Below are 24,770 nucleotides of genomic sequence, written 5' to 3'. Positions count from 1 at the left end.
CCAAACTTAAACTTATTCACGCAGAGTGATAAGAAATTCAGGCGTTATTTTGCTACAAACTTCACACGAAATCAAAATTTCAGGCCAAGTTTACATCAGTTTACCTAAAAGAAAACAGTTACTGTTTAGGTCGTATTTCTTTAGTATTAGATGCTATCGGTCAAATGAAATAAGCTTTAACATTTATTAACCATAATCTCATTCGGCATGATTTTAGCGGCTGTGCTTGCGTACCAATTCTGCCAATGCCGCTGCCAATTCGGGATGCTTGCCTTCCAATTTGGCCGCAGCCGCATCGAAGCTGTCCAAAGCAGCCTCGCTCAATCGCAAGCTGTTGGTTTTCGGCTGAGGAGGAGGGTTGGGGACCACCCTGACCACCACTTCCCGTATCCCGTCATGCAATGCTTGCAACTTGGGCAATATGGCGGGCAGGATCATTTTCAAACGCGAAGCAGTCATATTGTTGGCGGCCAGCAAAACCAGTCTTCCGTCTTCAATACAGGCCGTCTGAAAATGCGGATGCAGGTTGATCGGCAAAACCGTTTTGATTTTTGCATCCAATTTCCGCCATTGTTGCGATTGTTGCAACAAGCCCGCCAATAAGCGGTCGCGTTTACCCAATTGTGCTAAATCCATATATTTCAGACGGCCTTTCAGTAAATTAACCAAACAATTACAATTGAAATACAGCAAAACCACCTTTATTTCAAACAGCATTACCGCGTTATACAAGCGCTTGTGTTAAAATCCCAATTTCGCCCACTATTATATCAAGGCGCAGGAATTATTCATGCTGACAAACATTGCTAAGAAAATCTTCGGCAGCCGCAACGACCGCCTGCTGAAACAATATCGTAAATCCGTTGCTAAAATCAATGCACTCGAAGAACAGATGAAAGCGTTGAGCGACGCAGATTTACAGGCCAAAACCGCCGAATTCAAACAACGCCTCGCTGACGGACAAACGCTAGATGATATTTTGGTTGAAGCCTTTGCCGTCTGCCGCGAGGCATCCCGCCGCGTATTGGGCATGCGCCACTTCGATGTACAGCTGATCGGCGGCATGGTGCTGCACAACGGCAAAATCGCCGAAATGCGTACCGGTGAAGGTAAGACATTGGTGGCCACCCTTGCCGTTTACCTGAATGCATTGTCAGGAAAAGGTGTACACGTCGTTACCGTCAACGACTACCTCGCCTCCCGTGACGCAGGCATTATGGAGCCGTTGTACAATTTCTTAGGCTTGAGCGTCGGCGTGATCGTAGCCGATTTGCAACCTTTCGAACGCCAAACCGCTTACGGTGCCGACATTACTTACGGCACCAACAACGAATTCGGCTTCGACTACCTGCGCGACAATATGGTTACCGACCAATACGACAAAGTTCAGCGCGAATTGAACTTTGCCGTAGTCGACGAGGTGGACTCCATTCTGATCGACGAAGCGCGTACGCCGCTGATTATTTCCGGCCAGGCAGATGACAACATCCAGCTCTACCGCGTAATGGATGCCGTTCCGGCCCACCTTATCCGCCAAGAAACCGAAGAAGGCGAAGGCGATTACTGGGTGGACGAAAAAGCACACCAAGTTATTCTGAGCGAAGCCGGTCACGAACACGCCGAGCAAATCCTGACACAAATGGGCTTATTACAGGAAAACGACTCGCTCTACTCTGCCGCCAATATTTCCCTGATGCACCACCTCATGGCAGCATTACGTGCGCACACCCTGTTCCACAAAGACCAACACTACGTTATCCAAGACGGCGAAATCGTGATTGTGGACGAATTCACAGGCCGTCTGATGGCCGGTCGCCGCTGGTCCGAAGGCTTGCACCAAGCCGTTGAAGCCAAAGAAGGCGTAGAAATCAAACGCGAAAACCAAACGCTTGCATCTATTACCTTCCAAAACTACTTCCGCCTGTACAGCAAACTGTCTGGCATGACCGGTACGGCCGACACCGAAGCCTTCGAGTTCCAAAGCATTTACAACCTCGAAACCGTCATCATCCCGACCAACCGTCCTGTACAACGTAAAGACTTCAACGACCAAATCTTCCGCTCAGCCGAAGAAAAATTTGAAGCCGTCGTCAAAGACATCGCCGAATGCCACAAAAACGGCCAACCGGTTTTGGTCGGTACAACCAGCATCGAAAACTCCGAACTGGTTTCTGACTTGTTACACAAAGCCGGTCTGCCACATAACGTTCTGAACGCCAAAGAACACGAGCGCGAGGCATTGATTGTAGCTCAAGCCGGTAAAGTCGGCGCAATTACCGTTGCCACCAACATGGCCGGCCGCGGTACCGATATTGTCTTGGGTGGCAACCTCAAACATCAAATCGAAGCCATCCACGCCGATGAAACCCTGAGCGAACAGCAAAAACAAGCGCAAATTTCCGCCCTTGAAAGCGGTTGGCAAGCCGAACACGACCAAGTTGTGGCCGCAGGCGGTTTGCACATTATCGGTACGGAACGCCATGAAAGCCGCCGTATCGACAACCAGTTGCGTGGTCGCGCCGGCCGTCAGGGCGACCCCGGCTCCAGCCGTTTCTATCTGTCGTTTGAAGACCCATTGCTGCGCCTCTTCGCACTCGACCGTGCCGCCGCCATCCTCAACCGCTTGGCACCTGAACGCGGCGTTGCCATCGAACACGGCCTGCTGACCCGTCAAATCGAAGGCGCGCAACGTAAAGTCGAAGGCCGCAACTTCGATATGCGTAAACAGGTTTTGGAATACGATGACGTTGCCAATGACCAACGTAAAGTGATTTACCATCAACGCAACGAAATTCTGACGACTAAAGACGTCAGCGATTTGACCCGCGAAATCCGCGCCGACGTTATCAGCGACTTGGTTGATTACCACATCCCTCCTGACAGCATGGAAGAGCAATGGGACATTCCGGCACTGGAGCACCAACTTGCCGCCGATTTCCGCCTGCATGTCGATATTAAAGGCTGGCTGAAAGAAGACAGCACTTTGGACAACCAAGACATTAAAGAACGCCTCATCAAGCGCATCGAAGAAGAATACGCCGAAAAAGTCGAATTGGTCGGCAAACAGGCTATGTCTGACTTCGAACGCAATGTTATGCTGCAAGTTATCGACAACCAATGGCGCGAACACCTCGCCGCTATGGACTACTTGCGCCAAGGCATCCACCTGCGCAGCTATGCTCAGAAAAATCCAAAACAGGAATACAAACGCGAAGCTTTCGCCATGTTTGAAAACCTGTGGCGTGGTATCAAACAAAACATTGCCGCTTTGCTGACCGCCGTTCAAATCGAGCGCAACAGCGAATACGACCACACTGCTGCACAAAGCGTCAGCGATGTTCAAACTGTCCACTCCGATGCTCCTGATATGGAAGAATTGCTCGGTCAATCGCAAACCAATTTGGTTACCGAAGCATTCGATCCTGACGGCACAGACTTCAGCCCTGAAGCGCTTGCACAAAATGGCCTGATTGTTCACCGCAACGATCCTTGCCCTTGCGGCAGCGGCCTGAAATACAAACAGTGCCACGGTAAATTGAACTAAGCAGTCATCTCAAAAGGCCGTCTGAACAGATGTGACAACGAAGTCAAAGATTCTCGTTTCACCGTTCAGACGGCCTGAGAATTATCCAAACAAGTAAAAAATTTCCAAACCCAATTTCAAAAGAGTATCCCTATGGCAGGCAATACCTTCGGACAAATCTTTACCGTTACCACTTTCGGCGAAAGCCACGGCGCAGGCTTGGGCTGCATCATTGACGGCTGCCCGCCCGGATTAGAATTGAGCGAAGCGGATATCCAATTTGACCTTGACCGCCGCAAACCCGGCACCAGCCGCCACGTTACCCAACGCCGCGAAGCCGACCAAGTCGAAATCCTCTCCGGCGTATTCGAAGGCAAAACCACCGGTACACCCATCGCCCTCCTGATCCGCAATACCGACCAACGCAGCAAAGACTATGGCAATATCGCCATCAGCTTCCGCCCCGGTCACGCCGATTACACCTACTGGCACAAATACGGTACACGCGACTATCGCGGCGGCGGTAGAAGCTCCGCCCGCGAAACCGCTGCCCGCGTTGCCGCCGGAGCAGTCGCTAAAAAATGGCTGAAAGAAAAATTCGGTACTGAAATTACCGCCTATGTTACCCAAGTCGGCGAAAAAGAAATCCAGTTTGAAGGCTACGAATATATTTCCCAAAATCCTTTTTTTGCCGCAAACCAAAGCCAAATTGAGGACTTGGAAAACTATATGGACAGCGTGCGCAAATCATTGGATTCTGTCGGCGCAAAACTTCATATCGAAGCAGCCAACGTCCCTGTCGGCTTAGGCGAACCAGTTTTTGACCGCCTCGATGCAGAAATTGCCTATGCCATGATGGGCATCAATGCCGTCAAAGGCGTGGAAATCGGTGCAGGTTTTAATAGCGTAACGCAACGCGGCAGCGAACATGGCGGCGAACTCACGCCTCAAGGCTTTCTATCCAACCACTCAGGCGGCATCTTGGGCGGCATCAGCACCGGACAAGACATTCATGTGAATATTGCCATTAAACCGACCAGTTCCATCGCCACACCGCGCCGCAGCATCGATATAGAAGGCAATCCTGTCGAGCTTGCCACACACGGCCGCCACGACCCCTGCGTCGGATTACGCGCCGCCCCGATTGCCGAAGCCATGCTGGCATTGGTCTTGATCGATCACGCCTTACGCCATCGTGCGCAAAATGCTGATGTACAGGTCAATACGCCGGACATCGCCAAACTGGGACAATAACCATTTATTTCTGAATATTCTCAGAAAAATTTAGCCAAATCACAGTCTTTATACTACAATAGCACCTTATTGCCGTATGACGAAAATACGGATTTATATTAGAGGAATACAACCGCAATGGCACAAGAAACCGCTTTGGGCGCTGCGCTGAAATCTGCCGTCCAAACCATGAGTAAGAAAAAACAGACAGACATGATTGCCGACCACATCTACGGCAAATATGATGTATTCAAACGATTCAAACCGTTGGCCGTCGGTATCGACCAAGACTTGGTTGCCGCCCTGCCCCAATACGACCCTGCACTGATTGCACGCGTACTGGCCAACCACTGCCGCCGTCCGCGCTATCTGAAAGCCCTGGCTCGCGGCGGCAAACGTTTTGACTTGAACAACCGCTTCAAAGGCGAAGTCAGCGCAGAAGAACAAACCATCGCCCAACAGCACCCAGCCGTTCAACAGGCATTGGCTGCACAAGCCGAACGCCAAGCCGCTAAGGCTACCGCTGAAGCAGAAACAGCTCCTGCACAAGCTGAGACCAACGAAGCTGCTGAATAATCTTCAGACGGCCTGCTAAGGCTTGCACTAAATGAATAGAGATCCCCAATTCAATACGACATCTTTAACGTCGATGAATTGGGGCTTTTTTATTACCTTAACCTTATAGTGGGCTGATTAAAATAGCTTTATTTGCCCTCACTACGCCAAGTTTTGAAACCAAAATCTTTTCTAAGCTATTCCCAATAAGGTATTTCTCTATTACCTTGATTATTCTTGTATCAGTTCAAACATTGAACAACATTATTTGTTCGACATTAAAGCAAACTAAAATCCCCTCTTATGAACATAAGTAAAGGCCGTCTGAAATCTATCTTTCAGACGGCCTTTTTAAATCAAATAGTCAGTTAAAACACGGCTTGCAAAACCAAATAGCTGACCACAGACAAAACGGCAGCAGCAGGCAAGGTAATAACCCAAGCAAGGCCGATCGGTTTCATCAATTTCCAGTTGGCATTGCGGTTAACCAAGCCAATACCCAAAACTGCACCCACCAAGATATGGGTACTGGAAACAGGCAAGCCCATAAATGATGCAGCCATCACGACGGCGGCAGCAGAAAGCTCTGCAGAAAAACCTGATGCGGGGTGCATTTCTGCCAAGCTGGTGCCTACGGTTTTAATCACTTCTTTACCGACAAACCACAAGCCGACGATCAAAGCGATACCGAAAGTCAACATGGCAATTGGCGGCACGGCGTTTTGAGCAGTAATGCTGTTGGTACGCAACACATCCATAATCGCGGCAAACGGACCAATCGCATTGGCAATATCGTTTGCACCATGGCTGAATGCAAAACCGCAAGCGGTAAATACCTGCATCCATGAGAACATTTGGAAAGTCGATTTATCCAAATCTTTGCGTTTCAAACTTTTGGCAAATACAAACGTACCCATCCAAATAGCCGCGCCGATCATGAAAATGGTCAGGAAGCTGTTGACGTTGCTCATACCTAAATGCAGATTTTTCAGACCTTTGAAAATCAGCATGGCCGCAATCATCATGCCGCCGACAGAAGCAATAAACGGCACCCAGGAATGCAGGGCTTTGTAAGAATCTACTTCGCCCTTACGGCTGTCAAAGCGGTGCAGACCGCGATAATACTCAGACTGCAATTCTTCAGGATCAAAGTCCGGCTCATCATAAATTTGGGCATCGTGCGCCATTTTGGTGGCGTATTCGACTTTTTCAGATTCACTCAAGGCTTCAAAAAACAGGCGGTGCTCTTCTTTATAGGCTTTCTTCTCCAGCTTGATGCCTTTGAGCGTATTATCGGCCCAAGAGTTGTAGTCCAAAACGTTTTTCTTAATTCGTGAAAACAACAGATAGGAAACGATGCCGCCCAATACCGGAGACAAAATCCAAGACAAGGCAATTTCGCCCAACTTGTCCCATTGAATCAGCGCAACGGAATCCACACCGTTCAATGCCGCCATACACAAGGCACTACCGACGATACCGCCGATAATGGCATGTGTCGTGGAAACCGGCAGGCCTTTGCGTGATGCGAAAAGCAGCCACAATGCCGCAGCCAAAAGCGCAGACATCATAATAAAGACAAACTGCATCGGATCCAGATGCATGCCATTCAAATCGACAATACCCTTACGGATGGTATCTGTTACCTCGCCACCGGCAATCACTGCGCCGCTGACTTCAAATACTGCCGCAATCAGCAAGGCTTGCGGAATGGTCAATGTGCCGGAGCCGACACTTGTACCGAAAGAGTTGGCAATATCGTTACCACCCACATTAAACGCCATGAAGACGCCGAAAAAGGTAGCAAGGATAAACAGGCCGGAGTGGTTGTAGTGGGTATAACCCAAACCCCAATAAATAAAATAGCCGACCATGCTCACAAGCATAGCGGCAAAAGCCGTATTAATCAGCTTCAAGTTCGCACTCGACTGAGTTTGAGCCATGGAAAGTTTCCTTTTGGAAAACATGTTGAGTCGCGTTATTTTAACCTTTTTGTAATCTTTCTTGCACCAACTATTTACATTAAATGCCGAAATTCCCGTAAAAACGTCAAAAGGCGTTAAAATGTCGTTTTACCTTCTCTTTCTGTAACCGAAATGCAACCCCAATACTATATCGGCATCATGTCAGGAACCAGCATGGACGGTGCCGATGCCGTACTGATTCAAATGCAGGGCAAGCAATGGCAACGCGCCGTTGCCCACAGCTTTCTACCCTATTCAGACGGCCTGCGCCAAGAATTGTTGGCACTGCAAGACATAGGCGAAAATGAATTGCACAGAAGCAATATCCTGGCGCAAACACTCAGCCGCCTATACGCCCAAACCGTCCAACAACTATTGGCAGAACAAAACCTGTCGGCCAAAGACATTGCCGCAATCGGCTGCCACGGACAAACCATCCGCCATGCGCCTGAACACGGTTACAGCATTCAACTGGTCAACCTCCCCCTATTAGCCGAACTAACCGGCATTTTCACGGTCGGCGACTTCCGCAGCCGCGATCTTGCCTGCAACGGTCAAGGTGCGCCCCTCGTCCCCGCTTTTCACGAAGCGTTGTTTCAAGATGCGAATGAAACCCGCGCCGTACTCAACATTGGCGGCATTTCCAATATCAGCATTCTTCCACCCGACAGCCCTTCTTTCGGCTTCGATACCGGCCCCGGCAATATGCTGATGGATGCATGGATGCAACATATCTGGCAGCAGCCTTACGACAAAAACGGGAAAAAAGCCGCACAAGGCAAAATCCTCCCCGACCTGCTCGCTAACCTGCTCGACCATCCTTACTTCAGCCGCCCTTATCCCAAAAGTACAGGCCGAGAGTTGTTTTCCCTAAGCTGGCTTCAAGGCCGTCTGAAAGGTAATGAAAAGCCGGAAGATGTGATACGCACATTGGTCTTTTATACCGCACAAACCATTTTTGATGCGACCAAACAAGCTGCTCCGGAGATTCATCATCTTTATATCTGCGGCGGTGGCATTCGCAATCCGGTTTTAATGCAAGACTTGGGAACCCTGTTTTCTCCCGACACCAAATTACACAGCACAGCCAAGCTCCATCTTGACCCGCAATGGGTCGAAGCCGCTGCTTTTGCCTGGCTTGCAGCCTGTTGGTGCCATCAAGTCCCGAGCAATCCCCACCATGCAACCGGCGCACATTCACACCGAATCTTAGGCTCGGGACATTACGGCAACTAAAGTTAAATCAATAAAAAGGCCGTCTGAACATTTTCAGACGGCCTTTACTATATTAGCCTTTCCTTATTCTTCTTCCGGCAAACGATTGATTTTCACACGGGCAATCCGTTGTCCGTCCTTCTCAACCACTTCAAAACGCCAGCCATGATAATCGATGAAGTCGCCCACATCAGGAATACTTTGCAATTCTTCCATAATCAAACCGGCAACGGTATGAAAGTCCGCGTCTTCCTCTTGAGCAGGCAGATTTAACTGTGAAGCCAATTCCACATACTCCAATGCACCATCCACAGACAGTGTTTCATCCTGACTGGCTGGAGCAGCTTCTTCTTCCTCACGCTCAAACTCTTCGGGGAATTCACCGGCAATGGTTTCCAACAAATCTTTCATGGTTACCATACCTAACACCGCACCAAACTCATCCACCACCAAGGCATAATCCGCGCTGCTTTGACGGAACAATTCAATCGCATTTAACGCCGTCGTACTGTCCGGCAAAATCAATGGTTGGCGCAAGGCCGTCTGAATATTGATTTCCCCTGATTCAAGCAGCTGGTTCAGCAAATCTTTTTTACTGATATAGCCCAAAGGCTCATCTACACCTGCCTTGCCGACAACCAACAAACGGCTATACGGCGTATTTTTCAACTGCGCATTTTGTTCTTCCCGACTTTGGGAAATATCCAATTTCTCGATTTCCCGACGCGGAATCATCACCCCCATAATCGGGCGTTCCGCCAAAGTCAGCACGCTGCGAATCATGGATTTTTCGTTTTCTTCAAAATGCTCGTCATCGCCGCCGTTATCGCCTGCTTTTGCCAAAATACTTTCGCGGATACCCATCATACCCAACACATTTTCAGCAGTGCGCTTACGCCAAGAAGTGCTGATGTAGTCATTTTTGCGGGCATTCTTTTGCGAAACCTGATTAAACAGTTCGATCAAAATCGAGAAGCCGATCGCCGCATACAAATAGCCTTTCGGAATATGGAAATGGAAGGCTTCCGCAATCAGGCTGAAACCAATCATCAACAAGAAACCCAAACACAACATCACAACGGTCGGATGCTTGTCCACAAAGGCAGTCAACGGTTTGCTGGCAGAAATCATCACAGTCATCGCCACAACAACCGCCCCCATTGCCACCACAATATGATCCACCATCGCCACTGCCGTAATAACAGAATCGATAGAGAAAACCGCATCCAAAATCAAAATTTGCGCCACAACACCCCAAAAGGAAGAATGCTTCTTCTGCCCTTCAGCAACAGCAAATTGATTGTGGCCTTCAAGGCGTTCGTGCAGCTCGGTAGTCGCTTTATAAAGCAGGAAAATACCGCCGGCAAACATAATCATGTCTTTGCCGGAAATCTCCAAGCCGCCCAACTCAAACAAAGGTCGAGTCAGCGTCATGATGTGCGCCATGAAGCCCAACATGAAAATCCGAATAACGACAGCCAAACCCAAGCCCGTTATCCGCGCCCTATCCCGTTGCGACGGTTTGACCTTGTTTGCCAAAATTGCTACGAAAACAAGGTTATCAATACCTAAAACAACTTCCAAAACCAGAAGCGTGGCAAAGCCTATCCAAGTATGCGGCTCGGCCAACCAACTGAAATCCATAATGATTGCGTTCCTTTAAAATACAAAAAGGCAGCCGTTCCGCTTAAAACGGACAGACTGCCAAAGTTCGGGCATAAATAAAGAGAAAGAAGCGGTATAACAACTACTCTGCTCTGCGTCTTTCATGAAAAATTTATACCCCGGTCAAAAATAGTGGCAAACAGTTTATCAGTTTGACGAAAGAAAGGCAAAGTCTGACAGCATATTTTCTTTTAAAAACAGCCCATACCATCACTTACCAGCTTTTAGACGGCCTTTTCTTACTTGATAAAACCATCAATCGGCGCATAACCCAAAAAATCTGCCTGATCATTCAATATCACAACCCATTCTTTACTTCGCGCACTGGTAAACGGCAAGAAATACAACTCTTTCCCATTGTTTTCCAATGAAGCCTGTTTAAAAATTGATTCCTCACTCATGCCACGGGCTTTTACCAAGACAGACAACGGTTTCATTACCTTACGAATTTTCTCACGTTCCTGTTGCGAATCTGGCAACCACCAAGAAGGCCTCATACTCGGTTCAATACCTTTCAAAGACAAATCAAGACTTTGGTTAGCCTCATCTGGACTCATTGCTTCACGTAACCCAACACGACGCACGCCAAACCAAGATAAACCCTGCAAATCCTTCGGAGCATGGCTCAAGTCATTGACATCAATTTCTGCAGCAGTTACCACATTTATCCTATCGGTTTCGAATGCAGCAACCACTGGACGCGCCAAAGATACGCTGTACAAACCATAAATTAAAGCAGCCAGCTGAATCATGCCGATTAAGGAAAAATCAATAATCCTCTCTTTAAGTTTCTTGCTCGGACTGGCAAGAATCAAAGTCAGCAACGGGCCGCAAACAATATCTACTGAAATAACCAGTTTATATAAAGCCAATCCACCTGTCAGCTCGGCATACGGATAAGGATACCAAACTCCAAATACCAACAAAGCGGCCAATCCTGCCAAAATCAGACTAATCAACAAATGCCATGCCGCATTTTTTAATGCAAACCGAAAGCGTGATGAAGAATGTAATTTATGTGCGTTTTCCATAGATAACAATAAGATATTATTTTTCTATAAATATTATGTATAGCTTAAAATATAAATGAGATATTTAAATATGCTGGTAGACCGTCTGAAAATTGAAGCATTAAGCACAACCATCTCACCACGCATTATCAATATGTTAAAGATACTAATAAATAGATAAAATAAAAACCACCATATACCATGGTGGTTTTAAAATTTGGCTCCCCGACCTGGGCTCGAACCAGGGACCTGCGGATTAACAGTCCGTCGCTCTACCGACTGAGCTATCGGGGAATTAAAGATGGAATTATATAGAAAATATCAGAAACTTGTCAAGCAACAACCTATATAAAAACAAAATATTTTTATATCTTTTTAATTTATAAAACTTTTATAAGATTTCAGCAATTTGTTTGGCTGCACGTTTCGCATCCAACAAAATCAAGCCCAATTTACCGCTTTCTTTTGCCATCAATACCAACACTGCATTTTCACCTGCTTGACTCAACAGAATATAGCCATTTTTACCTTTAACCATTACCTGATCCAACTCACCGCAAGCCAACTCATGTACGGAACGATTGCCCAATGCCAAAAGCGTTGCCGACATCGCACCTACACGGTCTGCATTCAAGTGGGAAGGCAGCATGGTTGCGATCGGCAGGCCGTCTGTAGAAATAACTGCAGAGGCAGTGATATCCGCAGAAGTATTGTTCAAATCGCTTAATACAGAGATTAATAGTTGTTGCATAGTCGCTCCATTCTAAAATAAATATCGGTCAGGCAAAAATCAACGGCTGCCGTATCGGTGGTACAGCACTTTAACCAAAGTAACAAAAGCCTCTTTATTTAAGTCAGGCATTCCACCAATTACCAAAATCAGCTTGGTCATGCCAATATACAGGGGGAAAAAGGTCAATTCACTTTGGCCTGAAGGATCACAAATACCCCATGCGCTATTATTGATATGTAGGTTATTGCGAATCAAAAGACGGTGTTTGTCTTCCATTTTGGCTACTTCACTCGCCAAAAGGCCCAACTCTTCCGCAGCCTCGTGATGGAAATTGGCATTGGCAAAATACAAACCGTTTTCATCAGCCAATAAAGCCTTGCCAGAATTGGACAACTGTTCCAACAATGTAGGCAATTGCTCGTCAGTCAAATGGATATCGTCTGTACTGATTTCTTCATCACCATACAAAAATTCCAAGCGTTGGAGGCGATACAGCAGGTTCAAAGCGGTATTGATGTCGCTGGTATCCGCCCATGCCAAGATTTTTTCGCTGCTGATGGTTTCAGACGGCTCTGCACGCAACAGGCCATACAATAAAGTTCTGCTGGCACTGGGCGTATCATTTGAAACAGCATAATACGCACCCGCCGGTGTAATCTTAGGATATAAATTTGCTTGTAAAGAAAGTGTCGCTTCCATCTTATACCTCTAATCCGGGGTCAATTGAGAACAACATGGCAGTAACCAATTGTTTTACATCGTCTTCTCGACGCGCATCAATCTCAAAAACCGGGACATTAAAATTATTCTGTGCTAAATATTTTTGATAAACATCCACGCTTGGTAAGGATCGGATATCCATCTTTGTTACCCCTACAACCAGAGGCGCTTTTTTCAGCAACTCCCGAAATGCATCCAAGAAGAATTGCAGGTCTTTCAATGGATTGCTTCTTGTATTATCCAAAAGAAGCACCAAGCCCATACTGCCTTGGCTCAGAATTTCCCACATGAAATTAAAACGCTCCTGACCAGGCGTACCATACAGATGAACCTTGGTTTCCTCATCCAAATGAATGACACCGTAATCCATCGCCACAGTCGTGTACCCCTTGCGGACAAGTGTCATATCGGATGCGGATGCATCGGTTTGAACCGGTGGTTCATCAGATAAAGCTGAAATTGCAGTGGTTTTACCTACGCCAACAGGACCGGTAAAGATAATTTTATTTTCTTTCATGACGTGTCCTTTACGATTTACCCAGCAACTTACGCATCAGGCGTTGCAACAGGCCGCGAGGTTGTTCTTTCGACGGACCGGCAATTTTTTGAGCCTCTTTGCTCATTGCTGTTTCAGGTACGTCTTTGCTATTCACATCAATCTGTTCGTTCAATGAAGGCGTATTGTTCGCATCAGTTGCAAACTCTGTATCTGTCGCCAAAAAGCCGGTCATATATGTTGCCGATAAATAGTTCAAAATATCAGGCATTTCTAAAGGCATAACTTTATAGAGGATGTTCAGATTAACAGACGTTTTTGTCAGAAATGCCGACAGACGCATAGATTCCGGAACATGTGCCAAACGGGTTAAGTTTGGCCACCGCTTGAGTGTAAAAACAGTTTGCGGCGTCATCGGATAAATCAGACGGCCTGATGCAGTCCAAATAGCCATTTGCCACAAGCATGACATAATGGTGACTTTGGCTTTTTCTTTCCATTGAGGATTATCAGGAACAGCCTTACACACGACAGCCAAGTTATCGTTCTTACACAATTTCTCCAACTCATTGGCACTGACTGTCAACAGTACACGCTGAATACTAGGAAACACGATTAATATCGGCTTGCCTTCATGCAAGACAGCAACATCTTGATGTCCTTGACTGGCAAATTTCAGCGCGCCCAACAAGCCTTTATTTGGATTAAATCGGCGAATGGTTACCTTTCTAGTGCCATCGGAATTTGATTGTCTTTTATTCTCTTCAGCCGCTTGTTGCTCAGACGGCTCAAAAACATTGCCACCTTGAGCCAGGCTGCGCAAAACAGGAAACAAAGTATCAAATTTGACCGGCTTAGCCAAATAAGGAGTCGTTACTGTCGGCAACTCGGAAGAAAACATAGCCACAGGTACTTCCGGATAAGTTTTCTTCGACTCTTTCCAAGCTTCTACACCTGCCGGAGTATCGGTATCAACCAATACCAAATCCGGTTTTTCATCAGAATCAGGGGAAACGATGACGTAATTCGTCGTATTGTGCATTTTAAATGCCATACGGAATACCGCCTGCTGTTGCTCACCCATCTCCTGTAACATAACCCGTATGGTTTTAATTTTTGGTAAATGATTATTCATCACTCGTACTTTCTACGATTATCTTATTTTTTTGAATATTGGTTCATTCGTTGCAAGAGACGGCTCATTGCCAAGACAACCTCTTCAGGCAGGCTGACAACACGCTCACGCAACAAGCGCAGAAATTGTTCCAAACGTCCCCAATCTTCAACGCGTTCGTACAAATCAAACAAGATAATGTACAACTGCGATTCTTGAGGATACTGCAAAACAGCCTGTTCCAAAGTACCGATGGCCAAATCCAACTGACCATAGGCCAACAAAGATTCGACTTCTTTCACGGCTTCATCTGCAGGTGAAGAGCTCGCGCTGATGACTGAAGAGTCTTTTTGAACCAACTCACGATATTTGGCTTTCATCTGCAAAGAACTTGGCTGGATATAACCGCGTTTCAAGCCAATCTCTTTAATTTGCTGTTCAGACGGCCCTTTTTCCAAATCATCAAAAATTTCGTGATAACCAAGGCTATAACCCCAACCAAGCATACGTTCTTTTACTTGACGGCCATATTGACCCAGAGAGTGGTAAAGCTTCCACAGATGCTTGGCAAACTGCCCTACTTCTTCATTCTGATAATCCAGACGCAAGGCATCGATAATGAGACCAGCAGGCTTCGCAGAAGTTTGGATTGCTTTATTGTATTGATGCAAAGCAGTCTCGTAGCTGATCTTGTCTTTCAGGATTTTTGCACTGCGCTCCGGTTTGGCAAAACCAATAACCGCACCCATCTCTTCAGGGCTAATTTCGCCAAAATCTTTCTTACCTAATACGATAGGCGCATGTTTGCCCATACCAGGAACGACAATACGTTCAACCGAATCGTTCTCAAAGGCAATATGTCCGTCGGAAGCAACTTCCAAACCGCTTTGCTCGCCAATTTGACGATCGACTTCCTGCATATTCCAACCGAGATAACGCTCGGCAAAAACACGCAGGCGCAGGTTAGTAGAGTCCAAAGCCAGACCGGCTTTCAGGTATTCGGCTACGCTGTCTTCTGAAAGTGAGGCACTATGACGCTCAAGTGTATCCGCCAGCATGTCGATATTACCGACCCGCAGATTCAAACCGATTAATTCATGAACCAGCTTTTCCGGAGCGCCGTCTTCCAAAGTATTGAGATAACCGGCCAAAGACTCTGCTGCTTTGCTCTCATAGCCAAACTGTTTATAAACCTGATATTCGGTCAGCGGATCCACTTCTTGTGCGGAAACAGAAGCTGTTGCATCGTTTGAGCCGCTTCCGCCCCATTCCCAGTCTTGATTATCCGCATTGGAAACTGTCTGGTTGACTTTCTCAATCCAGTCGTTTCCGTCCTCATAGGAGGCTGTATGAGCAGCAGATGTACGGCTGCTTTTTGATACATGTGCGCTTTGTTTGTCTGAATTGTTACTTTGTTTATGACGAACAAAAAACAACACCAGCAAAAAAAGCACCAGCAAAAGAATAGTTAAAAGTTGATAGTTCAAGAACACCTCCCGGTCTTGTGCTGCAAACTGCATTTATTAATATCTGTTGCTTTACACGCAACTTCAACGTTATTAATTCGCCAAACGAATGATGATAACATGAACGCACACATTTTTACATTAGAAACCCTACCCCCATAAAGGACTTGATACCAATTTACAACTCAAACACACCAATGGATTCAACATGCGAGGTTTGTGCAAACATATTCATGATTCCCGCCGCCTTAAACTTATAGCCCCTATCAACCAAGACACCGGCATCTCGTGCAAATGTTGATGGATTGCACGAAACATACACTATCTTCTGAGGCAAAAACGGCTTGTGTAGCGATTTGACAACAGCATAAGCCCCGTTTCTCGGAGGATCCAGCAACATCTTGTCAAATTGCCCCCACGACTCAACAGTTTTTTCATCGGTATCGAACAAGTCCGCAACAGAAAACGTCATATTCTCGGCACAACGATTCAGGCGTGCATTTTCCCTTGCCCTATCGACCAAATAATCGGCACCTTCAATACCGACAACCGATGCACCACTTTTTGCCAGCGGCAAACTAAAATTGCCCAAACCGCAAAACAGATCGGCAATCCGCTCCCCTTTTTGAGGGTTTAAAAGCCTGACAGCCCTTGCCACCATCACTTCGTTCAGCTGCGCATTAATCTGCGTAAAATCACCGGGTTTGTAAGGCATTTCCACATCGAATTGAGCAAGAGTATAGTTCAGGGCAGGCACGTTCTCAGGGTAAAACGGCAAGGACTCGGCATGATCTTGCAACCATATTTGCCATGCCTTTTCAGCACCCGACAATATCTTATCAAACCAATTACGCAATTCGCTTAATATTTGTCCAAACGGTTGATTTACGAAACGAATGTTGAGCACCGTCACATTTTTTCCGCAATAAAACTCAACAAATTTCACTTTTACACCATCATCATGCAGCTTTTGCAGCAAATTACGGACATCAGGCAATCTATCGGACACATGTTTAGGCAAAATCTGGCAATGGCGGATATTGATAACATCATGGCTTTTTTTGGCCTGAAAACCGAGTTTCAGACGGCCTTGCTTATCCACCGAAACACTTAAACGCGCTCTATCGCGATAATACCAGGAGTAACCATATAAAGGAGGTAAAATTATTTCCGGCTTGACCTTACCTATCCGTTCCAACTGTTCTTCCAAAATCCGTTGCTTTAACGCAACTTGCGCTCCGAAAGAAACATGTTGAAGCGAACAGCCGCCACATGTATCAAAATAGCAACAGGCTGGTTCGACACGTTCGGAAGAAGCCTTCAAAACCTTTTCAACTTGAGCCTCTGCAAACTGTTTTTTCTCTTTATGTATGACAAACGTTACACGCTCCCCAGGCAGTGCACCACCAATAAATACGGTCTTCCCACCAACTCTGGCAACACCCCTGCCCTCATAATCCAAAGAAAAAACTTCCGTCTCTTGATACCGTTCTTTCACACTCATACCGTTTCCGTCAGACAGCCGCTTACCGGCCGTCTGACTGTCTTCCAATACCGAAAGCGCATATTTTCTCACAAAAACACAGAGTTTCAGGTATCATGCGCCAAAAACTTTCATTTCAAACCCTACAAAAAAAGACGACATGAAAAAAATACTGTTCGGCCTGACAGCCGCCCTTTTAACTTCAGCCGCTGCTGCAAACACACTTATTCCAGACGTCTCCCCATCCTCTTCCGGACAACACGTCGTTATCAATATTACGCAACAGCGTTTGTTCCTCTACGACAACGGTAAACTGAACAAAATTTATCCTGTTGCCGTCGGCAAAGCCATGACCCAAACCAATCTGGGCGAACATAAAATCGGCGCAAAAGCCTACAACCCGGTTTGGCACATCCCTAAATCCATCCAAAAAGAACGCAATGACGGCGTAAAAAGCGTACCGGCCGGCCCAAACAATCCGCTGGGCCCGGTATTTGTCCGTCTTGGCGACCCTAAATTGAGCCTTGGCATTCACGGCACCAATGCCCCTGCCAGCGTACCCGGTGTCCGCAGCCATGGTTGCGTGCGCATGAAATCGCCTGACGCATTGGAATTCGCCAAAACCATCGCAACAGGTTCTCCTGCCTCCGTTATCTACCAAATGGCGAGCCTGAACGAAGATGCCAACCAAAACTTGTGGCTGGCTGCCTATCGTGACCCATACGACAAGAAAAACCTTGATACGGCTGCCCTGAAAAAAAGCATTGCAGCTTGGGCAAAAGCGCACGGCAAAACCATTCCTGCCGCGCGTGTGGATGCAATCCTGAAAGGACGCACCGGCGCGGCAAACTGTCTGACTTGCGCCAAAGGTGTAAAACTCAAATCTCCTTTGAAGTCTTTAGCATGGACCAGCGGCACGGATGCTTACAGCAAACCTAAAGTCATGCCGAAACCGGCTCCTGCTAAAGATGTGGTATTGCCTCAAGGCACTGAAATCGAAGTCGATGCTACCGACGATACCAACAAGGCAGCATCCGAACCGAAACAAAGCGTTCGTCCAACTCCGGTGAAACCGGCAACCACTCCGGCCGATGCTCCTGCTTCTGCACCTAAAGCCGCTTCTGAACCGGCTACTGCCCCAGCCTCTGCTCCTGTGAAAGGTGCTCCGGCAAGCAGCGAACCGGCAGATTTGCTGTTCTAAGCAGAACAAAATACATAGCCAAAGGCCGTCTGAAATGAATTTTTCAGACGGCCTTTTCGTACAACTGGATATTGGAAATATATGCCTCTCTTAATTCAGACGGCCTTTTTACTTTCCAAATATTCCGACAAACTGCGCTCGCGCAAAATACAGCTTGGGCATTCATGGCAACCACCGACCACGCCGTTATAACAGGTATGCGTCTGCTCGCGAATGTAATCCAACACACCCATTTCATCCGCCAATGCCCATGTTTGCGCTTTGGTTAAATACATCAAGGGCGTATGGATTTGAAAAGCGTAATCCATGGCCAGATTCAGCGTGACATTCATCGACTTGACGAACACATCGCGGCAGTCGGGATAACCGGAAAAGTCGGTTTCGCACACGCCGGCAATGATATGGCGTATCCCCTGCCCTTTAGCGTAAATAGCGGCGTAAAGCAAAAACAAAGCATTGCGTCCATCTACAAATGTATTGGGCAGGCCGTCTGAAGCTGTTTCAATGGACGCTGTATCATCCATCAAGGCGTTATGCGTAATCTGTTGCATCAGGCTCAAATCGAGTACGGTCTGCTTCACGCCCAAATCTTTGGCAATCCAACGCGCGCGCTCCAATTCGATGGCGTGGCGTTGCCCATATTGAAAAGTGATGGCCTGCACATTTTCACGGCCATATGTTTGAATTGCCTGAATCAGGCAGGTTGTTGAATCCTGCCCGCCTGAAAAAATAACGAGTGCCTGCTGTTTTTCCATAGTAAATTCCTAGTTTTGTTAACGCGGGAGGTTTGCGAACCGCGTGATTCGAAGATTGACGGATTATAACGGATTTCGTCTATAATCACGGCACTTCATTTTCTTTTATATAGCATAATTATGAGCATCTACGCCCTGAAACCAAAATTCCAAAACCTGTTGCGTCCCATTGTTAAGCGACTGTATCAAAAAGGTATTACTGCCAATCAGGTCACTCTGTTTGCCTGCGCCGTTTCCATTTTGATCGGTTTGCTTTTAGCACTGTTTGCAGGTGTATCCACATTATTCTGGCTTTTGCCGATCTGGTTGTTTGTCCGTATGGCACTGAATGCAATGGACGGTATGCTGGCACGGGAGTTCGGCCAGCAATCGGCATTAGGCGGTTATTTGAATGAAATCACCGATATTACCGCCGATGCTGCTTTGTATCTGCCTTTTGCCTTCATCGCGCCCTTCGGCGGCATGCAAATTGCCCTGTTTATTTGGCTGGCGGCAATGACTGAATTTTGCGGCGTTTTGGGACAAGTTCATGGCAACGGCCGTCGTTATGACGGGCCATTCGGCAAAAGCGATCGCGCATTCTTTATCGGCGCATTGGCAGTATGGTATGCAATCGCCGGCAGCTTCCATCCGACTTTCTATATCCTTATGTGGCTGGCCTGCGCGGCATTGGTTTATACCTGCTGCAAACGTGTCATTAATGGCTTGAAGGCCGTCTGAAACTTGTCCACGTTCTTGGGTTAATCATCGTTGATTAGAATATTCAAACCCATCACTCCGTTTTACTGAAAACAAAAAAGGCCGTCTGAAACCATAAACTATCGGTTTCAGACGGCCTTTTATTCAGTAGCCAAGATAACTTACTGTTTGCCCAACTGACTGTAATCTACCAACATATACTTGGCAGTAATTTTCTGCGAAGCATTGCCTTCATCGCCCATCAAAATCATCTGCGGCTTGCCGTTAACGGTAATCGAATCAACGGCTTCAACGTTGGTGATGTGTTGCAGATTAGGCAGAGAGATTTTTTGCGGCTCATCGATCGGATTACCGCTCCAAGTCCACAGTTGTGAGAATTTCTGTCCATTCTCATCCTTCACTTCATTGGCGATCACGTAGGTTTTCAAAACAGGATCATAGTTGAGGGAACGGATACCGCCGCCATCAATATCAATCACCGCCACTTCATCAAACTCAGGCTTGGCATTGCGCTCAAATACATCTTTCGGATTGCTGATAAACGCGACCAAAGCCATGTTGTTGAACTCAGGATCACGGAAGCCCAAAACAAGACGTTTTTTCACTGGATCAAACGCCATGCCCTCAATATTGATTTCTTCAAAAGAAACCTCTGCCTTGGTTCGCTCGCGAATCAAATCATGCAGCTTATGATCGGTTTCCAAAACTTGCGTCAGATTGTCGTAGCTGGTCAGCCCCAACACATTGCCGTCTTGGATTTTAAAACGCATCAGGTGTTCGCGGTCAGGCGAGCGGTTGCCTTTACGGGTACGCGAATGTGAAGTCAGCGCGTAGATAAAACCTTCATCGTCGCGTGCCAAAGCCTCCAAGTCGCTGAGACGGCGTTTGAAACCGGTAATCACGCGCGTATCCAATGCCTCGTCTTCCACAAACCTGCCGGTTTTATCAATACTGATGATACTGAACGCATGGTTGGGTTCGTCTTCCGCGATCAGCAACTTACCATCCGGAAGCTGTTGTACAGCAGAAGGCTCAAATACGCCGTTAAACATATTGATACCCAGCGAACGCAGCTCTGCCGCGTTGTTGGTCGGAGGCATCAGCAATGACGGCAGTGTTTTCACACCGATAAATGCCGCCAACGAAGCCAGCAAACCCCAGCGGAATACTGCATAAGATAAGTTAATGTATTTAAACTGTTTATCCGCCAACAAACCAAGCCAGTAAAGATGGTCGCTCATCTTTTCATAGATTTGTTTACGGTCGCCCATAATCTCCTGCATCATTTCCCAATATTGATCTTTTTGCAGTTTCACACGGTCTTCATAAATCAAAATATTGGGTTGGCTGCCGCCAAAAAAGCGCGTTTCGGTACTGCTGAGGCGGGTTTTCAAATCCCGCAGTTTCGAACGGCCACGAACAAAATCCTTCAACCATGTACGCGCCGCCTGCATTTTGCCGATACGTTCCGGCGAAGCAGAAAGCAATGCAAACACGATAGACGCGGCGGCAGTAATCATAAACGTACTGGCCGGAATCAAAAATTCGGGCGACGATGAAAAAATAAACGCGCCTGAGATCATCAGAGCAGAAACAATAAAACCATTCAGCGAAATCATAATGTTCGCTTTGGTCGCCGCCAACGCCAACAATTCCATCTCCGAGCGTACGGCGTTGCGGAACATGGTTTCCACGCCCTTATTCGTACCCAACAAATCAGGCGTACTCAAATCCTCGGCTTTATTTTTTTTCTTTTTCGCCTTGTCTTTTTTACGTTTGGCTTTCTTCTCGTTTTTTTCAGACGGCATCTCAGGATGTTCAACCACTTCCTGAATTTCTACCGCTTCAGCCACAACCTCAACTTCGTTTTCAACAACGCCGTTTGGCTTGTGATCCCACAAATCAACATCCTGTTGGGATTCTGCAGATGTGCCGTCGTTTAAAGGTTTTTCTTGGTCGCCCATCTGCTTCGGCTGACCATCTTCCTTCCAATCATTCAAACTCATATCATGACTCCCGACATCAAACACTTTGAACTACATGGAAAATAAAAAACATATTTAGTTCATTTGTTTTAGGTAATTTACATGCTGTTTACATTCTTTAAATTCCCAAATAACAAACTGTCGCAGAACTAAAAGCCCTGCGACAATCCACTTTATATCGAAATATTAATAATCGATGCGCTCTTTGATAATTTGCAAATCAGGATACGACAAAACAATGTCGTACTCACGGCCATTTTTAAAAGCCTCAACCTCCAACACAGGCTGACCTCGACGGCTATCGGCATCAACATCGTGAACTTGATAGCCGCGTTGTTCCAACATTCTTACGGCTTTAGCACGGTTTTGCTCGAAGTTTTTGTCGCTGTAGATTTTGTGTTCGATGTAATCGCTGGCACCGGCAGTAGCAGCAGACAAAGCAACGATGGTGGTCAATAAGAATTTTTTCATGTTTGATTTCCTTTTAAAATGTGTATTCGGGTTTCGATGGTTGTATTAAAACATGACAAAATTAGCAGTTAATTAGTACTTGGTTAAACGCAGTAAAGGCCGTCTGAAAACTGTCCAGACGGCCTTTGACCTTAATCATCGAATTTCAAACGTATTGCCCAAGTGTAAATCCGGAGGGTTAGAAACGATGAAAAGCCTACATCGAATATTCACCCAACAAATGGACAAATCATGAACAAATTTTGCGAAATCACCTTTTGCCACCATATATGGCGGCGTTTCTTCTTATCTAGCAGCAGATTATTCCGAATTCCAAGACAAAATGTGCCATATCGAACTTACGCTTAAAGCAGGAGAAAACCTGCTGCTTTGTTCAGACGGCCTAAGTGACGCCCTTTCAAAAGAAATAAGAGAAAAAATTTGGCAACAATATGATAACGATAAGTCCCATCTGACTGTATTTCGTAAATTAATTGCGAAAAAACGAGTTTATGATGATATGTCGGTAGTAATTTGTAAGGTTATCCAAACACCCTCTACCTAACCTTTTAACAATCACTGTCATCGGTTTTAAGTAAAATTTGGAATCATCTTTTACCATTTCTCTCCATCATTGCATTTGTCCGTCTATCGGATAGTCATTGCTTTTATTTGATATGCCATGATACTGTTTAAAAACATGACTATTAGGAGTTTCTCATGTCCGAACAGCAAAAATACTTTTCTACCCAAGACGGTACTTCGCTTTTCTACCGCTATCGCCCTGCTGCCGATGGTTTTTCCGACAAAGCCATTGTGCTGTTCCATCGCGGGCATGAGCATTCCGGCCGAATGATGTTTGTGGCGGACGAGTTGGGTTTTAACGATTTTGCCTATTTCGCTTGGGACGCACGCGGTCATGGACACAGCCCCGGTGAACGCGGCGATAGTCCGAGTATCGGCACTTCGGTTGCAGATGTAGATGATTTTATCCGACACATTCAAAGCGAATACGGCATCAAACCTGAAAACATCTGCGTGATTGCGCAAAGTGTCGGTGCGGTATTGGTTTCTACTTGGTTGCACGATTACGCGCCGAAAATCCGTTGCGCCATATTGGCTTCGCCTGCGTTCAAAGTCAAACTCTATGTGCCGTTTGCCCGTACCGGTTTAAAAATCATGCAAAAATGGCGCGGCAATTTCTTTGTCAACAGCTACGTCAAAGCCCACTATCTGACCCACAACGTCGAACGTCAAAAAAGCTACGACAATGATCCGCTTATTGCCCGCGCTATTTCCGTTCGTATCCTGCTGGGTTTATATGAAGCGGCTGAACGTGTGGTTGCCGATGCACAAGCGATTACTACGCCTGTACAACTGTTGATCTCAGGCAGCGATTGGGTTGTTCATCACAAACCGCAACACGATTTCTACAACCGCTTAGGCAGCCATATTAAAGAGCGCCATATCCTGCCCGGTTTCTACCACGATACGTTAGGCGAGCAAGACCGTGAAATCGCGTTTGTCGAAATGCGCCGTTTTATCCGCGAGCGTTTCAATCAACCTTTGCAACAAGTCGACCTGACTCAAGCGCACTTATTTGGAGACAGCCGTCGAGAAGCTGACGAACTGGCTACACCTTTGCCTGTTTGTACGCCTCGTGGCGCATTTTGGGCAACATATCGCGCCTCGCTCAAACTGGGTTCGCGCTGGAGTGAAGGCTTGAGAATCGGTCAAGAAACAGGTTTTGATTCAGGTAGTACACTGGATTACGTTTACCGCAATCAACCGCAAGGCAGCAATGCTTTCGGTGTATGGGTGGACAAATACTATCTCAACGCCATCGGCTGGCGCGGCATTCGCCAACGCAAAGTCAATATCGGCAAAGCCATTCAGACGGCCTCAGCCAAACTGCGTGAAGCAGGCAAACCTGTACACGTTTTGGATATCGCGTCCGGTCATGGCCGCTATGTATTGGACGCACTGACTGCCGACACATTGCCTGATTCCGTACGCTTGCGCGATTACAGTCCGATTAATGTCGAAGCCGGCCGCAAGCTGATTACCGAGCGCGGCTTGCAAGAGACGGTAACCTTCAATGAAGTCAATGCCTACGACCGCGCCAACTATCACGATTTACAGCCACGTCCAACGCTGGGCATCGTCTCCGGCCTGCACGAATTGTTTGCCGACAACGATTTGATTTTGAACTCGCTCTACGGCTTCGGCGAAGCCATTGAAACCGGCGGCTACTTGATCTACACCGGCCAGCCGTGGCATCCGCAACTGGAAATGATTGCCCGCGCCCTGACCAGCCACAAAGCAGGCAGCCCAAACTGGGTAATGCGCCGTCGCAGCCAGCAGGAAATGGATCAGTTGGTTGAAAAAGCCGGTTTTGAGAAAATCTATCAATGGATAGACGAAGACGGTATTTTCACCGTGAGCTTGGCAGTGAAGAAATAAAAATAAAGGCCGTCTGAACATTTTTTTAACTTTCAGACGG

General features: G+C 46.8%; 21 protein-coding genes, 1 tRNA gene and 1 riboswitch. Of the genes, 8 read left to right on the top strand and 14 right to left on the bottom strand.

The window, feature by feature from the left end; genetic code table 11:
- Nucleotides 1-213: 213 nt before the first annotated feature.
- Nucleotides 214-636, bottom strand: coding sequence for a DciA family protein (locus HMPREF2865_RS08090; protein ID WP_070646684.1), 423 nt, complete (start codon nucleotides 634-636; stop codon nucleotides 214-216).
- A gap of 154 nt (nucleotides 637-790) precedes the next feature.
- Between HMPREF2865_RS08090 and secA the strand changes: the two genes are divergently transcribed.
- From secA to HMPREF2865_RS08075, 3 genes are all read left to right on the top strand, one after another.
- Nucleotides 791-3,544 carry a preprotein translocase subunit SecA gene (gene secA, locus HMPREF2865_RS08085; protein WP_070646671.1) on the top strand — a complete coding sequence of 918 codons (2,754 nt, stop codon included), beginning with the start codon at nucleotides 791-793 and terminating at the stop codon, nucleotides 3,542-3,544.
- Between the two features lie 132 nt (nucleotides 3,545-3,676).
- Nucleotides 3,677-4,777: a chorismate synthase gene (aroC, locus tag HMPREF2865_RS08080; RefSeq protein ID WP_070646670.1), complete on the top strand. Its 1,101-nt coding sequence runs from the start codon at nucleotides 3,677-3,679 to the stop codon at nucleotides 4,775-4,777.
- A gap of 117 nt (nucleotides 4,778-4,894) precedes the next feature.
- Nucleotides 4,895-5,332 (top strand): ProQ/FINO family protein, encoded by a 438-nt coding sequence (locus tag HMPREF2865_RS08075; RefSeq protein ID WP_070606914.1) that lies wholly within the window; start codon nucleotides 4,895-4,897, stop codon nucleotides 5,330-5,332.
- A 347-nt stretch (nucleotides 5,333-5,679) separates the two neighbouring features.
- On the opposite strand, the gene HMPREF2865_RS08070 is transcribed toward HMPREF2865_RS08075, so the two are convergent.
- Nucleotides 5,680-7,254 (bottom strand): inorganic phosphate transporter, encoded by a 1,575-nt coding sequence (locus HMPREF2865_RS08070; protein ID WP_070646669.1) that lies wholly within the window; start codon nucleotides 7,252-7,254, stop codon nucleotides 5,680-5,682.
- A 153-nt stretch (nucleotides 7,255-7,407) separates the two neighbouring features.
- Here HMPREF2865_RS08070 and HMPREF2865_RS08065 point away from each other — a divergent pair, with 153 nt between their 5' ends.
- Nucleotides 7,408-8,511 (top strand): anhydro-N-acetylmuramic acid kinase, encoded by a 1,104-nt coding sequence (locus HMPREF2865_RS08065; protein ID WP_070646668.1) that lies wholly within the window; start codon nucleotides 7,408-7,410, stop codon nucleotides 8,509-8,511.
- Nucleotides 8,512-8,574: 63 nt separating this feature from the next.
- Here the strand turns inward: HMPREF2865_RS08065 and HMPREF2865_RS08060 are convergent, their stop codons facing one another.
- From HMPREF2865_RS08060 to rlmD, 9 genes are all read right to left on the bottom strand, one after another.
- Nucleotides 8,575-10,134: a TerC family protein gene (locus HMPREF2865_RS08060; protein ID WP_049331125.1), complete on the bottom strand. Its 1,560-nt coding sequence runs from the start codon at nucleotides 10,132-10,134 to the stop codon at nucleotides 8,575-8,577.
- Between the two features lie 260 nt (nucleotides 10,135-10,394).
- A complete protein-coding gene (locus HMPREF2865_RS08055) occupies nucleotides 10,395-11,186 on the bottom strand; it encodes a fimb protein (protein ID WP_070646667.1) in 792 nt (263 codons plus the stop codon).
- A 197-nt stretch (nucleotides 11,187-11,383) separates the two neighbouring features.
- Nucleotides 11,384-11,459 (bottom strand) — tRNA-Asn (locus HMPREF2865_RS08050).
- A 97-nt stretch (nucleotides 11,460-11,556) separates the two neighbouring features.
- A complete protein-coding gene (locus HMPREF2865_RS08045) occupies nucleotides 11,557-11,916 on the bottom strand; it encodes a roadblock/LC7 domain-containing protein (RefSeq protein WP_070460119.1) in 360 nt (119 codons plus the stop codon).
- A 39-nt stretch (nucleotides 11,917-11,955) separates the two neighbouring features.
- Nucleotides 11,956-12,597, bottom strand: coding sequence for a peptidase M23 (locus tag HMPREF2865_RS08040; protein ID WP_070646666.1), 642 nt, complete (start codon nucleotides 12,595-12,597; stop codon nucleotides 11,956-11,958).
- A gap of 1 nt (nucleotide 12,598) precedes the next feature.
- Complete coding sequence (locus HMPREF2865_RS08035; RefSeq protein WP_003748733.1) at nucleotides 12,599-13,135, bottom strand: GTP-binding protein; 537 nt, start codon at nucleotides 13,133-13,135, stop codon at nucleotides 12,599-12,601.
- A 10-nt stretch (nucleotides 13,136-13,145) separates the two neighbouring features.
- The gene (locus tag HMPREF2865_RS08030) at nucleotides 13,146-14,249 is read right to left on the bottom strand and encodes a response regulator (RefSeq protein ID WP_070646665.1); all 1,104 of its coding nucleotides are present in this window, start codon (nucleotides 14,247-14,249) and stop codon (nucleotides 13,146-13,148) included.
- 23 nt (nucleotides 14,250-14,272) lie between these two features.
- On the bottom strand, nucleotides 14,273-15,748 hold the full coding sequence (locus HMPREF2865_RS08025) for a 23S rRNA methyltransferase (protein ID WP_070646664.1): 1,476 nt from the start codon (nucleotides 15,746-15,748) through the stop codon (nucleotides 14,273-14,275).
- Between the two features lie 124 nt (nucleotides 15,749-15,872).
- A complete protein-coding gene (gene rlmD, locus HMPREF2865_RS08020; protein ID WP_070646663.1) occupies nucleotides 15,873-17,198 on the bottom strand; it encodes a 23S rRNA (uracil(1939)-C(5))-methyltransferase RlmD in 1,326 nt (441 codons plus the stop codon).
- 139 nt (nucleotides 17,199-17,337) lie between these two features.
- On the opposite strand from rlmD, the gene HMPREF2865_RS08015 reads away from it, so the two are divergent.
- Entirely contained in the window at nucleotides 17,338-18,378 is a 1,041-nt protein-coding gene (locus tag HMPREF2865_RS08015) for a L,D-transpeptidase (RefSeq protein WP_070646662.1), read from the top strand.
- A 95-nt stretch (nucleotides 18,379-18,473) separates the two neighbouring features.
- Here the strand turns inward: HMPREF2865_RS08015 and queC are convergent, their stop codons facing one another.
- A complete protein-coding gene (gene queC / locus HMPREF2865_RS08010) occupies nucleotides 18,474-19,133 on the bottom strand; it encodes a 7-cyano-7-deazaguanine synthase QueC (RefSeq protein ID WP_070646661.1) in 660 nt (219 codons plus the stop codon).
- Nucleotides 19,134-19,136: 3 nt separating this feature from the next.
- A riboswitch (PreQ1 riboswitch) is annotated at nucleotides 19,137-19,182 on the bottom strand.
- A 71-nt stretch (nucleotides 19,183-19,253) separates the two neighbouring features.
- Between queC and HMPREF2865_RS08005 the strand changes: the two genes are divergently transcribed.
- The gene (locus HMPREF2865_RS08005; RefSeq protein ID WP_070646660.1) at nucleotides 19,254-19,853 is read left to right on the top strand and encodes a CDP-alcohol phosphatidyltransferase family protein; all 600 of its coding nucleotides are present in this window, start codon (nucleotides 19,254-19,256) and stop codon (nucleotides 19,851-19,853) included.
- Nucleotides 19,854-19,993: 140 nt separating this feature from the next.
- Here the strand turns inward: HMPREF2865_RS08005 and HMPREF2865_RS08000 are convergent, their stop codons facing one another.
- The gene (locus HMPREF2865_RS08000; protein WP_283120656.1) at nucleotides 19,994-21,640 is read right to left on the bottom strand and encodes a Pycsar system effector family protein; all 1,647 of its coding nucleotides are present in this window, start codon (nucleotides 21,638-21,640) and stop codon (nucleotides 19,994-19,996) included.
- 363 nt (nucleotides 21,641-22,003) lie between these two features.
- A complete protein-coding gene (locus HMPREF2865_RS07995) occupies nucleotides 22,004-22,288 on the bottom strand; it encodes a PepSY domain-containing protein (protein ID WP_070646658.1) in 285 nt (94 codons plus the stop codon).
- Nucleotides 22,289-22,610: 322 nt separating this feature from the next.
- Here HMPREF2865_RS07995 and HMPREF2865_RS11740 point away from each other — a divergent pair, with 322 nt between their 5' ends.
- Complete coding sequence (locus HMPREF2865_RS11740; RefSeq protein WP_283120655.1) at nucleotides 22,611-22,832, top strand: hypothetical protein; 222 nt, start codon at nucleotides 22,611-22,613, stop codon at nucleotides 22,830-22,832.
- A gap of 155 nt (nucleotides 22,833-22,987) precedes the next feature.
- Nucleotides 22,988-24,730 carry a bifunctional alpha/beta hydrolase/class I SAM-dependent methyltransferase gene (locus HMPREF2865_RS07990; protein ID WP_070646657.1) on the top strand — a complete coding sequence of 581 codons (1,743 nt, stop codon included), beginning with the start codon at nucleotides 22,988-22,990 and terminating at the stop codon, nucleotides 24,728-24,730.
- Nucleotides 24,731-24,770: the final 40 nt, after the last annotated feature.

The sequence above is a fragment of the Neisseria sp. HMSC073G10 genome (genome assembly GCF_001812605.1).
In the GTDB taxonomy this organism is placed as follows: Bacteria; Pseudomonadota; Gammaproteobacteria; order Burkholderiales; family Neisseriaceae; genus Neisseria; species Neisseria subflava_A.
Note: the sequence above shows the minus strand (reverse complement) of the source record. Positions and strands in the feature narration are given on the sequence as shown.

Excerpts from the sequence above, each read along its gene's own strand:
- HMPREF2865_RS08025 (WP_070646664.1), bottom strand. The coding sequence starts at position 15,748 with ATGCAGTTTGCAGCACAAGACCGGGAGGTGTTCTTGAACTATCAACTT.
- aroC (WP_070646670.1), top strand. The coding sequence starts at position 3,677 with ATGGCAGGCAATACCTTCGGACAAATCTTTACCGTTACCACTTTCGGC.
- HMPREF2865_RS08055 (WP_070646667.1), bottom strand. The coding sequence starts at position 11,186 with ATGGAAAACGCACATAAATTACATTCTTCATCACGCTTTCGGTTTGCA.
- HMPREF2865_RS07995 (WP_070646658.1), bottom strand. The coding sequence starts at position 22,288 with ATGAAAAAATTCTTATTGACCACCATCGTTGCTTTGTCTGCTGCTACT.
- queC (WP_070646661.1), bottom strand. The coding sequence starts at position 19,133 with ATGGAAAAACAGCAGGCACTCGTTATTTTTTCAGGCGGGCAGGATTCA.
- HMPREF2865_RS08030 (WP_070646665.1), bottom strand. The coding sequence starts at position 14,249 with ATGAATAATCATTTACCAAAAATTAAAACCATACGGGTTATGTTACAG.
- HMPREF2865_RS08000 (WP_283120656.1), bottom strand. The coding sequence starts at position 21,640 with ATGCCGTCTGAAAAAAACGAGAAGAAAGCCAAACGTAAAAAAGACAAG.
- HMPREF2865_RS08015 (WP_070646662.1), top strand. The coding sequence starts at position 17,338 with ATGAAAAAAATACTGTTCGGCCTGACAGCCGCCCTTTTAACTTCAGCC.
- HMPREF2865_RS08045 (WP_070460119.1), bottom strand. The coding sequence starts at position 11,916 with ATGCAACAACTATTAATCTCTGTATTAAGCGATTTGAACAATACTTCT.
- HMPREF2865_RS08040 (WP_070646666.1), bottom strand. The coding sequence starts at position 12,597 with ATGGAAGCGACACTTTCTTTACAAGCAAATTTATATCCTAAGATTACA.
- rlmD (WP_070646663.1), bottom strand. The coding sequence starts at position 17,198 with ATGAGTGTGAAAGAACGGTATCAAGAGACGGAAGTTTTTTCTTTGGAT.
- HMPREF2865_RS08070 (WP_070646669.1), bottom strand. The coding sequence starts at position 7,254 with ATGGCTCAAACTCAGTCGAGTGCGAACTTGAAGCTGATTAATACGGCT.
- HMPREF2865_RS08035 (WP_003748733.1), bottom strand. The coding sequence starts at position 13,135 with ATGAAAGAAAATAAAATTATCTTTACCGGTCCTGTTGGCGTAGGTAAA.
- HMPREF2865_RS08065 (WP_070646668.1), top strand. The coding sequence starts at position 7,408 with ATGCAACCCCAATACTATATCGGCATCATGTCAGGAACCAGCATGGAC.
- HMPREF2865_RS08075 (WP_070606914.1), top strand. The coding sequence starts at position 4,895 with ATGGCACAAGAAACCGCTTTGGGCGCTGCGCTGAAATCTGCCGTCCAA.
- HMPREF2865_RS11740 (WP_283120655.1), top strand. The coding sequence starts at position 22,611 with ATGTGCCATATCGAACTTACGCTTAAAGCAGGAGAAAACCTGCTGCTT.
- HMPREF2865_RS08090 (WP_070646684.1), bottom strand. The coding sequence starts at position 636 with ATGGATTTAGCACAATTGGGTAAACGCGACCGCTTATTGGCGGGCTTG.
- HMPREF2865_RS07990 (WP_070646657.1), top strand. The coding sequence starts at position 22,988 with ATGTCCGAACAGCAAAAATACTTTTCTACCCAAGACGGTACTTCGCTT.
- HMPREF2865_RS08060 (WP_049331125.1), bottom strand. The coding sequence starts at position 10,134 with ATGGATTTCAGTTGGTTGGCCGAGCCGCATACTTGGATAGGCTTTGCC.
- secA (WP_070646671.1), top strand. The coding sequence starts at position 791 with ATGCTGACAAACATTGCTAAGAAAATCTTCGGCAGCCGCAACGACCGC.
- HMPREF2865_RS08005 (WP_070646660.1), top strand. The coding sequence starts at position 19,254 with ATGAGCATCTACGCCCTGAAACCAAAATTCCAAAACCTGTTGCGTCCC.